Below are 11819 nucleotides of genomic sequence, written 5' to 3'. Positions count from 1 at the left end.
GTAATTTCCCCCTTAAATAAATAGCGGAACGACTTGTAAACCTGCCGTCTGCGGTAACTTCATTTGAACATTCATATTTTGAATAGCTTGCCCTGCCGCACCTTTTACTAAATTATCGATTACACCGATAATCGTTGCGCGATTTGTTCGTTCATCTAATTGCACATACACATCACAATAGTTCGAACCTTTTACTCGATTTGTTCCTATAGAAGAAGCGTGCTCAATTACACGGACGAATGGATTATTTGCATATGTTTCTCGTAAACAGTTTACAAGTTGTGCTTGCGTAACACCTGGTGCAACTTGGGCATAAGATGTCGCTAAAATGCCGCGCGTCATCGGCACTAAGTGAGTATTAAACGAAATTTTTGTTTCTACGCCTGCAAACATTTTTATCGCCTGCTCGATTTCAGGAATATGCTGATGTTCATTTATTTTATAAATCGAGATATTTTCATTTGTTTCACTAAAATGCGTTGTTTGAGAAGGCTTATTGCCCGCACCAGACACACCACTTTTTGCATCAATTACTAAAAAGCTTGGATCAATTAATTTTTCTTTTATTAACGGTAATAGTGATAACAATACGGCTGTTGGATAACAGCCTGGGTTGGCAATCAATGCCGCATCCGCAATATTGGCTTCATTCCATTCTGTTAAACCGTATACACTTGCGTCAATTGCATCTTGTGGTGCAGCTGTTTTTTTGTACCAACGCTCATAACTTGCAGTATCCTTTAACCGAAAATCTCCTGATAAATCAATAAGTTTTGGTCCCTTATGCAGTAGCGGCGGGAACAAGCTGCTCGATACTCCAGAAGGCGTACTTGCAAAAACGACGTCAAATTTTTCTAATGTATCATAATCAATTTTTTTTAGTGGTTCGTCTGACACATCAAGTAAATGAGGAAATTTTGCTGAAAAGATAGTACCTTCCTCTGATGATGTGAATAATTCAATCTGTTCTATTTCTTTATGATTATGTAAAAAACGGATTAATTCTAATCCACCGTAACCAGTGGCACCAATAATTCCAACTTTCATTCCACTCACCCCTGAAACAAGATAAAAATAGTATAATTCTGTATAAATATTTAGTCAACTGAATTTTTATATAAAAATAAAATATTCTAAATTTTACACTCATTTATTTATTTTCTTCAATAAAAAAAAAACGACAAAACCTAAATGGAATAGATTTTGCCGATTTCATCGTTTTATTCATGCAATTATATGCATAAATATTATTATTGACATATATGCGCTTTTCAATGATTACTAAAGTTTTTATTCTTCCATTGTAGATAGGTCACCTGTTGGAAGATTTAACTCCCAAGCTTTTAATACGCGGCGCATTATTTTTCCACTTCGCGTTTTTGGTAATTTATCTTTAAACTCAATTTCACGTGGTGCAGCATGGGCAGATAAACCTTTTTTCACGAATTCGCGAATGTCGGCTTCGATTGCTTCACTTGGTTCTACACCTTCTCTTAACGAGACGAATGCTTTGATGATTTCACCACGTACCGGATCAGGTTTACCAATTACCCCTGCCTCTACAACGTCAGGATGTTCTAATAATTTACTTTCAACTTCAAATGGGCCAACACGTTCCCCTGCAGTCATAATTACGTCATCGACACGCCCTTGGAACCAGAAGTAACCTTCATCATCCTTATAAGCAGAGTCTCCCGATACATACCATTTCCCTTTTAAGAAATAAGTTTCGTAGCGAGTAGGATTGCCCCAGATTTGACGCATCATCGCTGGCCAACCTTTTTCAATTGCTAAGTTACCCATTGTAAACGGAGGTACTTCATTGCCGTCATCATCAACAATTGTTGCATGAATACCTGGCACAGGCTTGCCCATAGAGCCTGGTTTAATATCCATACTAGGATAATTACAAATCATATGCCCGCCTGTTTCTGTCATCCACCATGTGTCATGAATCCGGTAGCCTAGCTCTTCTATTCCCCATCTTACTACTTCTGGATTTAACGGTTCCCCAACCGATAAAACATGACGTAGAGTCGATAAGTCATATTGCTGAAGTAAGCTATTTCCTGCTCCCATTAGCATTCGAAATGCAGTCGGTGCACTATACCAGATTGTTACTCCGTAATCTTGTATTGCGCTATACCAAGCTTGCGGGCTAAAGCGTCCACCTAATATTAAGCTCGTTGCTCCGTTTAGCCAAGGACCGAATATTCCGTAAGCAGTCCCTGTTACCCAGCCCGGGTCAGCAGTACACCAATACACATCGCTATCTTGCATATCTAAAACCCACTGCGTTGTTTGATATTGTTGTACCATTGCGTAATGTACATGTAGTACGCCTTTTGGTGCGCCAGTTGAACCAGAAGTATAGTGCAACACCATACCGTCTTCTTTATCTACCCACTCGATATCAAAATGGTTAGAAGCTGTTTTCATACGTTTATTAAAGTCCACAATTTGATCTGACTCTTCAATGTCATCCCCTACAAGAAAAACAGTTTTCAAATGTGGTAATTTTTCTAATGGTACACGTGACAATAATTCCGGTGTTGTAACTATCGCAGTAGCTTCACTATCTGACAAACGATCATACACAGCACCTTCCATAAACGCTTCAAATAATGGACCAACAATGACACCCATTTTTAGAGCACCAAGTAGCGCAAAATATAATTCAGGAGAGCGTGGCATAAAAATAAATAGACGATCTCCTTTTTCCATATTTGTTGCATCTTTTAACACATTAGCAGCTCTATTTGTAAGGCGCTTCATATCAGCAAACGAGTAAGCTTCCTTTCTTACACCATCATTGTAATAGAGTGCAATTTTATTTTTGCGATACGTATCAACATGACGATCGATTGCCTCGTACGCCATATTGACTTTCCCCGTTTCGTACCACGAAAATACTTTCTCTGTTTCTTTCCAATCATGCGTTGCAACTGTTTCATCATAGCTTGCTAGTCTATGTTCCCCCGGTAGCGCAACTAATTTCTCTAATGTTTTCATCCCCATGAAACTACCCCTTTCTATAAACCTAAATTTATTTTACATTATTAAAATTGAAATTAGCTAAATATTTTTAATTTTATAATAAATTAGTTATTTTTCGCAAAATTAAGCGTATTTTTGCATAAATTCTTGTATAATAGAAATATCATATTCAGGTGGTGTGAACATGAAACATATAAAAACATTTTATAGTATTGAAATGGAAACAAGACATGGTACTGTTTTTGTAGAAGGTCCCGTTCCACATGAGCAACTTCATGAATATACATTCCATGACGGATTAGTTGCATTTAGACCTCCTCAACAACAAAAAAAGGCTCTAGTAGAAATAGCACAACTAGAAGAAGGTCGGATTATTATTATTCGCAATGACAATGTTGTCGTAGGCTATGTTACATATTTATATCCAGACCCTCTTGAGCGTTGGGCAGAGGATCGGATTGACAATATGATTGAACTAGGTGCAATTGAAGTTGTTCCGCAATTCCGGGGGACTGGTTCTGGAAAAAAGTTGCTTGAAGTTTCATTTATGGGAGATGAAATGGAAGACTATCTTGTTATTACAACTGAATATTATTGGCATTGGGATTTAAAGGGGACTGGTCTCAATGTATGGGATTACCGCAAAATGATGGAGCGAATGATGAGTTCAGCTGGTTTTGAGTACTTCGCAACGGATGACCCCGAAATTACATCGCATCCAGCTAACTGCTTAATGGCTCGTATCGGGAAAAGAGTGCAGCCTGACACTTTAGAACGTTTCGACCGACTTCGCTTTAGAAGTAGATTCATGTATTAATTTTTATATCACAAAGGGGAGTCAATATATGATCGTAGAACAAATAATGAATACGCAAGTATACACATTAGAGCTAACTAATACGATAGGTGATGCTGTGCGTTTAATGCGAGAAAAAAACATTCGCCATATACCGATTGTTAACAACACTAATGAAGTCGTAGGGATTGTTACGGAGCATGATATAAAAAATGCATCATCTTCTACCCTACTTGAAAAGTCTAATTCAGATTATTTTGATATACCAATCGAAAATATTATGGTTAATAACCCAATTATCGGTCATCCACTCGACTTTGTTGAAGAAGTAGCACTCACTTTTTACGACTCTAAAATTAGCTGCTTGCCAATTGTCTCGGGTGGAGAACTCGTTGGTATCGTTACAACAACAGATTTACTCTATACGTATATTGAATTAACAGGTGCACATAAGCCTGGTTCAAAAATTGATATTCGTGTAACTGATAAAGTAGGTATTTTACATGATATAACTAAAGTATTTAGCAAATATAAAGTAAATGTTTTAAGTGTACTCGTTTATCCAGATTCTGAAAATGACAAAAATCGTATTTTAAGTATCCGTTTACAAGTAATTAATCCATTAGCTATTATTGAAGATTTACGAAAAGAAGGCTTCGATGTATTGTGGCCAAATGTTCCAGGAATTCGTTCATGAAAAATGCGGTCTTTATTTATTCACCAGATCAACTCGGATACAAATTTTCAGACTCACACCCGTTTAATCATAAACGGTTGACACTTACAATGGATTTACTTAAAAACATCGGCGCTTTATCAGATGACGATATTGTTCCAGCACGCACGGCAACAGATGAGGAAATTGCACTTGCTCATGATCATCAATATATCGAAATTGTCAAAAAAGCTGGTCGCGGCGAATTAACATCGCAACAAGGAGAAAATTTTGGTATTGGAACTGAAGATACGCCGATGTTCCAAAATATGCATGAAGCGAGTGCACTACTCGTTGGCGGAACACTACAAGCAGTTGACTATGTATTACAAGGAAAATCACGCCATGCTCTAAATTTAGGCGGGGGCTTGCATCATGGCTTCCGCGGACGCGCATCTGGTTTTTGTATTTACAATGACAGTAGTGTCGCGATACGTTACATACAAGAAAAATACGGGTTACGTGTACTTTATGTCGATACTGATGCGCATCATGGAGACGGCGTTCAATGGGCCTTTTACGATGATCCTAACGTATGCACATTATCGATTCACGAAACTGGTCGCTATTTATTCCCAGGTACGGGGAATATTACGGAACGCGGAAATGGACAAGGCTACGGCACATCGTTTAATTTCCCAATAGATGCTTTTACAGAAGATGACAGCTTTTTAGAGATTTACGAACAAGCAATGCGCGAAGTTTTCGAGTTTTTCAAGCCTGATGTTGTATTAACACAAAACGGTGCGGATGCCCATTATTTCGATCCTTTAACTCATTTATATGGTTCGATGAATATTTATAAGGAAATACCAAAGCTTGCACATAAGCTCGCCCATGAATATTGTGAAGGGCGCTGGATTGCGGTTGGCGGAGGGGGCTATGACATTTGGCGGGTCGTACCTAGAGCATGGTCAATGATTTGGACAGAAATGAATGATTTACCTTGTCCAACGGGTCCTCTACCACAACAATGGCTTGAAAGGTGGCAAGGTGAATCACCAGTACCATTTATTCCAACATGGGAAGACCCGAATCCCTTATATGAAGCCATTCCTCGTAAAGCAGAAATCGAAGAAAAAAATGCACAAATGTTAAAAAAAGCTTTGCACATGATTCGTAACGAAAAACGTTCGTAATAATATAGTTTTACATCAAATATTGGGGAACGCCACTGTAAATTTTCAACCACAATTCATTTAGGGCGCTATCATTTATTTATAAAAATTTGCACTAAAAAAGAGCTTAGAATTTAAGCTCTTTTTAATTTATTTCCCCTCAACTTCTTGAAGTGAGAGTCTTACTGCCCGCAATCTGCGATAAAATATTTCACTTTATATAATCTATAAAATATGTATCGTATGATTCTTTAAAAATGTACCCTAACTTTTGCGCTAATTCAACAAATTCGGAGTTAGCACCATCCCAACTAGGGTACTTTCCTCTATCCAGACAATCTAATATTAATGCGGAGGCTACTACTGTTGCTAAGCCTTTCCTTCTATGGCTAGGGTGACTAGCAACTTCAACTTCGATTCCATCATCATATATACTAAACGATGTTGCTGCAGAAACTACTTGTCCTTCATTTAAAATAGCATAACCTACCCCTCTATTGATAAAATCATCAATAGAATCAAATTGACTTATAAAGTCTTCAGAAAGTTCGTGGAAAGATGGCGATTTTGCTATATTTCTATCTATTCTCTTAATTTCGTAGCCTTCTGGTAATAAAGATAGTAAGTTTTGTATATGTTTTCTATCCAAATGCTCTGGGTTCTTTTTAAATCTGTGTCGTTGAAACTTCTCTGTTGCACCATTATGAACTGTCTCTATAAGATTTTTCCACTCTTCGGACTCAACAATTGCAAGAGTAAAATCTGGTAGGTTATAAAGTAATTCTTTGGCTTCCTTTGTATTGGGATTCCCCGCAAAAAACACAAAAATCCCTACAGTTATTTGAGCAACAGTTGGATTTTCAAGATCGTCCACCCAAGCAGTTCCCATATGCCCTTGAAGATATGAAAGTACAATAGTGTTATCTATTTCTTCAAACATAGGGACTAATTTTTTCCTTGCATTAATATCTGCTTCAAAAATCATTCAATTCCTTCTTTCTTATAATACTAAAGTTTTCAACCATTAATTATATATAATACCATAAAATAGAAAAATTTTCCCAAACAATATATTACTGTATCAAGCGTGTTGATTTACCTTTTATTGTTATATTGCACTATAGAATACGTTGATTTCCGCTGCGGCTGACTCGCTTTCCGCAGGCACGGCTTCAACTAATTTATTTCGAAAGTGCCGAAATAAATGGATTTTCAGCTCGTGCTTTTTCTGCAGGAGTCGAGTCACCTCCGCTCCAATCAACTAGAAAGTTTTTTTATCAATTATTCTACTAGAGAAATCACGCTTTTCATCTACCAATATTTGTATAATCAACACACACGTTACTGTATAGTTTAATATGTACTTTTGCTATCAATAATGATGTTTAAATTATTTTGCTTTTTGATGTTTTGTACTCCAAAACTGAATTACTTAACAAAGTCCATGTTAGCTTTGTCTACGCTTTTACAGTTATCGTTTCGCTTTCGTGCAAAAACCCGTCTCAAATGATTTTTGAGACGGGCCATTTATTTTACGCCTTTACTGACTGACGTATTTCCATATGATGCGGTAAAATAACTACTTGTTCTTCCACGTTTTCTTTATTCATCAATTTCGTTAGTAAGCGCATAGCAACTGCACCAATATCATAAAGCGGCAACACAACACTCGTTAATTGAGGGCGAACCATTCGTGCTAATTTTGAATTTTCAAAACTAATCACTTCAAGGTCATCAGGAACATTTTTATTTGCATCTTGGGCTGCGTGAATTACACCAATCGCTAATTCATCACTACCAGCAAAATATGCTGTTGGTGGGTTATCTAATATCATTAAAGCCTCACAAGCAGATATACCATCATCATAAGAGTCTTCATCTGCTACGATTAAACTTTCATCAACAGTAATGCCTGCATCTTGTAAAGCTTTTTTATATGCTGTTAATTTATATCCGCCATTAATTGTATATTGTAAAGGGCCAGAAACAAATGCGATACGTGTATGACCATTTTTCAGCAATAGCTGTACTGCTTCATAAGCAGCCTGAAAATAGTCAATATTTACAGATGGCACTTCATCTTCTTCATCAACAGAGCCTGCCAATACAATCGGAACAGGTGACTGCATAATAGTTTGATGAATTTTTGATGTTACTTTGTCACTCATCATAACAATGCCATCCACTTGTTTACCAAGCATCGTATCAAGAAGAGCGAGCTCTTTCTCTTCATTTTGGTCTGAGTTTGATAAAATAATATTGTACCGATACATCGTAGCAATATCCTCAATTCCACGTGCTAACTCTGCGTACAAATTATTTGAAATATCAGGAATGATAACGCCCACTGTTGTTGTTTTTTTACTAGCTAAACCACGTGCTACCGCATTTGGTCTATATTCAAGTCTTTCTATTACATCTAATACTTTTTTGCGTGTTGCTGGCTTTACATTTTGATTGCCATTAACAACACGTGATACTGTCGCCATCGAAACATTTGCTTCTCTTGCGACATCATAAATTGTAACCGTCACAATAACTCGCCTCCTTTTTTTATATCTTAAAGACAATCATATAATACTTTCATTTCCATTTTCAATAATTAGTAAATGTTTTCTACTTATAAGTAAAAAAAATGCCTCAAAAGATGTTAGAACAAACTTTTGAGGCATTCTTATTATGCTTTTAATTCGTATTGCTTCATGAATTTTAAAATTTCATCGTAGAAAGCGTTGAATGTTGGAATGTCCATTTGTTGTTGTTGGTCAGATAGGGCGATAGATGGATCTGGGTGAACCTCAGCCATAACTCCGTCTGCACCGATTGCAATTGCCGCCTTCGCACATGGTAATAATAAATCACGACGCCCTGTAGAATGCGTTACATCAACCATAACAGGTAAATGTGTTTCTTGTTTTAAAATTGGTACGGCTGAAATATCTAATGTATTGCGCGTCGCTTTTTCATATGTGCGAATACCACGCTCACATAAAATAATATTTTCATTACCTTTCGACATAATGTACTCTGCAGCATGAATGAACTCATCAATTGTAGCTGCTAAACCACGTTTTAAAAGGACTGGTTTATTTGTTGCACCAGCTGCTTTTAATAATTCAAAGTTTTGCATATTTCGTGCACCGATTTGAATAACATCAATATATTCAAGTGCTACATCTAAATCAGAAGGTGTAACGATTTCAGTAATAACTCCTAAACCGTATTCTTTCGAAACCTCTTTTAGAATTTGTAAGCCTTCTAAACCAAGACCTTGGAAATCATATGGTGAAGTACGCGGCTTGTATGCACCACCACGTATTAATTTTAAACCTTTATCTTTAATCGAAGCTGCTACTTGTGCTACTTGTTCGTAAGATTCTACTGCACATGGACCGAAGACGAATGAAGGCGCACCCGCACCGATTAATTCGTTATTCACATTAATGACAGTATCTTCTGACTTTTCTTTACGTGAAACAAGTAATTCTTTTTTCTTTTCTGCTTCTAATTGCTTTAATGCCGTTTTGAAAATTTGTTTAAAAATGTAATCCACTGTCATTTGATTTAATGGACCGTTATTATTTTTTTTAATTAAATCAAGCATATGGCGCTCGCGTAAAGGATCGTAACGATTAACACCTTGCTTCTCTTTAATTTTACCAATTTCATTTACTACTTCAGCACGCTCATTAATTAAGCGCAAAATTTCTAAGTTTAAGTGATCAATTTGACTACGTAAACTTTCTAAATCGTGTTGACTCATTACTGTTTCCCCTTTCCGTGTACCCTGCCCTTTCAGAACGCTGAAATGTATGATACATTTTTAAATAATAACATCATTATAGACAAGAAGTCTAAGAATGTCACGTGTTTTTAATTTAGCGATTCAACTCGTTAAAGTATACTACTGTAATTTTTTGAAAGGAAGCGATTACAAATGTCTTCAAAGCTATTCGCATTAGATATCGGAACTCGTTCTGTAGTTGGCATTATACTAGAAGAACAGAACGATCATTTTCACGTTGCAGATATTTTAATAAAAGAACATAAAGAACGTGCGATGGTTGATGGGCAAATACATAATGTCCTTTATGTTGCTGAACTTATTAACGAAATTAAAGCTGAACTCGAAGTTAAACATGGTCCTTTAACAAAAGTAAGTGTCGCTGCAGCTGGACGTGCATTAAAAACTGAGCAAGCAAGTATTACTGTGAATATAAAAAACCGTCCAATTTTCTCTGAAGAAGATATTAACCGCCTTGAATTACAAGCGGTACAACAAGCACAGCAACAGCTACTACAGCATAAAGAGGACGTAAAAACTAGCCATTACTATTGTGTTGGCTACTCTGTACTGTATTACCGTTTAGATAATGAAGAAATTGGAAGTTTACTTGACCAGCAAGGTGATGAGGCGACAATAGAAGTTATCGCCACATTTTTACCACGAGTCGTTGTCGAATCGCTTCTTGCTGCACTAAAACGCGCAAACTTAGAAATGGAAGCTTTAACACTTGAACCAATTGCCGCGATAAATGTGTTAATCCCATCAACAATGCGCCGATTAAATGTCGCCCTTGTAGATATTGGAGCAGGTACTTCCGATATTGCGATTACTGATAAAGGAACAATTGTTGCATACGGCATGGTACCAACTGCTGGTGATGAAATAACAGAAGCACTTAGTGATCATTACTTACTCGATTTCCCTGTTGCTGAAGTGGCTAAAAGACAAATGCATACAGCTGACGAAATATTAATACAGGATATTTTAGGCTTTGATCAATACTTCCCGCGCGATGAAGTATTGCAAGCTATTTCGTCTGCTATCGAAGGACTCGCACATGCCATAGGGAAAGAAATATTACGCCTAAATAATAATAAAGCACCGAAAGCGGTTATGCTTGTTGGTGGAGGTAGTTTAACACCAAACTTAACTACCGAGCTTTGTAAAGTATTATCGTTACCTGCAAATCGCGTAGCAGTTCGCGGTATTGATGCTATTCAAAACTTAACGAAGGAAGACTCTATTCCTGTTACACCAGAACTTGTAACACCTATAGGCATTGCAATTGCTGCAAAAAGAACGCCTGTACAGTATATGTCGTTAACTGTGAATGAACAAGTTGTTCGCTTATTTGAGTTAAAAGAGATGACGATTTCAGATGCTTTTTTAGCTGCGAATATTCGTGCAAAGCAGCTGTATGGTAAACCTGGTCATGGTTTATCTGTAACAGTTAACGGACAAGATATTTTCATCCCAGGTGAACATGGTCAGCCTGCGCGTATTTTACTAAATGGTGAAGAAGCATCTACAAAATCACTAATTAAAAATGGTGATAAAATCGAACTGATTGAAGGAAAAGACGGTGCAGCGGCAATAGTAAATGTACGTGATATTGTCGATGATGCTTTAGTTAAAACTGTATCGATTCAAGGTACGATGTATATAATCGAGCCGAAAATTTACATCAACAAAGAAACAGCAAGCTTCGATCAAATGTTAAATGATCGTGATGTTATTACAGTCGAAACAATTGCCACGGCTGAAGAAATTTTTAAGCATACTAATAATACTGCATTACTACATAAATTCCGTTCTTATTTTGTGCAAATTGATGGCAAACCACTCTATTTACCGGAGTTTTCTGCTGAATTATTTATTAATGGTAAGCCTTGTAAAATTCAATATCCCGTACATAATGGTGATGTTTTAACATTTTCTGAAAGTACATTACCAACTGTACAAACGCTTGCAAATCATTTGAATTTATTATTGGAGGATAGGATTACTGTCACTTTCCAAGAGGAGCAAGTAGAGCTTGTAAAAGTCGTGCGTGAAATTCAAGTGAACGGGGCAGTCATGCAACCAACCGCTTTAGTGGAAAACGGCGCTACGATACAAGTGAATGAAAAAGATAGCAGTCCATGGATATTCCAGGATGTGTTCCGCTTTTCGAAATGGCAGCTCCCAACACAAATGAAAGGCTCATTTACCATTTTAAGAAATGGCACACCTGCTGCTTTTGACGCTGAAATATTCGGTGGCGATACATTGGAAATTAAATTCACTGAACAACCTATTATGAGCTAAAAAAATATGTTCTCCGTCCAATGTTGGGGTGTACTAATTTTGAGGAATCAAAATTTAGTGCACCCTTTTTGAATGGGGGCGTGGATTTCCATTCTAAGG

9 protein-coding genes are annotated in these 11819 nt (G+C 37.0%); 4 read left to right on the top strand and 5 right to left on the bottom strand.

The genetic code is table 11. The annotated features are described in order from the left end of the window. Positions 1–12 precede the first annotated feature (12 nt). Together argC and acsA are read right to left on the bottom strand one after the other, a co-directional pair. Positions 13–1047 (bottom strand): N-acetyl-gamma-glutamyl-phosphate reductase, encoded by a 1035-nt coding sequence (gene argC, locus AAFN87_RS00520; protein ID WP_347789035.1) that lies wholly within the window; start codon positions 1045–1047, stop codon positions 13–15. 243 nt (positions 1048–1290) lie between these two features. Then, positions 1291–3018, bottom strand: a complete 1728-nt coding sequence (gene acsA, locus AAFN87_RS00515) for an acetate--CoA ligase (protein WP_481886425.1) — start codon at positions 3016–3018, stop codon at positions 1291–1293. A 163-nt stretch (positions 3019–3181) separates the two neighbouring features. On the opposite strand from acsA, the gene AAFN87_RS00510 reads away from it, so the two are divergent. The 3 genes from AAFN87_RS00510 to AAFN87_RS00500 are packed head-to-tail and all read left to right on the top strand — an operon-like array spanning position 3182 to position 5647. Continuing rightward, positions 3182–3814, top strand: a complete 633-nt coding sequence (locus AAFN87_RS00510; protein ID WP_347789034.1) for a GNAT family N-acetyltransferase — start codon at positions 3182–3184, stop codon at positions 3812–3814. Between the two features lie 28 nt (positions 3815–3842). Beyond that, on the top strand, positions 3843–4490 hold the full coding sequence (locus AAFN87_RS00505; RefSeq protein ID WP_347789033.1) for an acetoin utilization AcuB family protein: 648 nt from the start codon (positions 3843–3845) through the stop codon (positions 4488–4490). After that, entirely contained in the window at positions 4487–5647 is a 1161-nt protein-coding gene (locus tag AAFN87_RS00500; RefSeq protein ID WP_347789032.1) for an acetoin utilization protein AcuC, read from the top strand. Before AAFN87_RS00505 ends, AAFN87_RS00500 begins: the two co-directional genes overlap by 4 nt. Before the next feature lie 190 nt (positions 5648–5837). Here AAFN87_RS00500 and AAFN87_RS00495 read toward each other — a convergent pair whose 3' ends face one another. The 3 genes from AAFN87_RS00495 to AAFN87_RS00485 form a co-directional block, all read right to left on the bottom strand. Further along, complete coding sequence (locus AAFN87_RS00495; protein WP_347789031.1) at positions 5838–6611, bottom strand: GNAT family N-acetyltransferase; 774 nt, start codon at positions 6609–6611, stop codon at positions 5838–5840. A 547-nt stretch (positions 6612–7158) separates the two neighbouring features. Beyond that, positions 7159–8160: a catabolite control protein A gene (gene ccpA, locus AAFN87_RS00490; protein ID WP_347789030.1), complete on the bottom strand. Its 1002-nt coding sequence runs from the start codon at positions 8158–8160 to the stop codon at positions 7159–7161. A 143-nt stretch (positions 8161–8303) separates the two neighbouring features. Next, a complete protein-coding gene (locus AAFN87_RS00485) occupies positions 8304–9389 on the bottom strand; it encodes a bifunctional 3-deoxy-7-phosphoheptulonate synthase/chorismate mutase (RefSeq protein ID WP_347789029.1) in 1086 nt (361 codons plus the stop codon). 174 nt (positions 9390–9563) lie between these two features. On the opposite strand from AAFN87_RS00485, the gene pilM reads away from it, so the two are divergent. Then, entirely contained in the window at positions 9564–11720 is a 2157-nt protein-coding gene (pilM, locus tag AAFN87_RS00480; protein ID WP_347789028.1) for a pilus assembly protein PilM, read from the top strand. The last annotated feature ends 99 nt before the right edge of the window (positions 11721–11819 follow it).

This window comes from Solibacillus sp. CAU 1738, from assembly GCF_039888725.1.
GTDB lineage: Bacteria > Bacillota > Bacilli > Bacillales_A > Planococcaceae > Metasolibacillus.
This window is presented reverse-complemented; position numbering and strand designations above follow the sequence as displayed.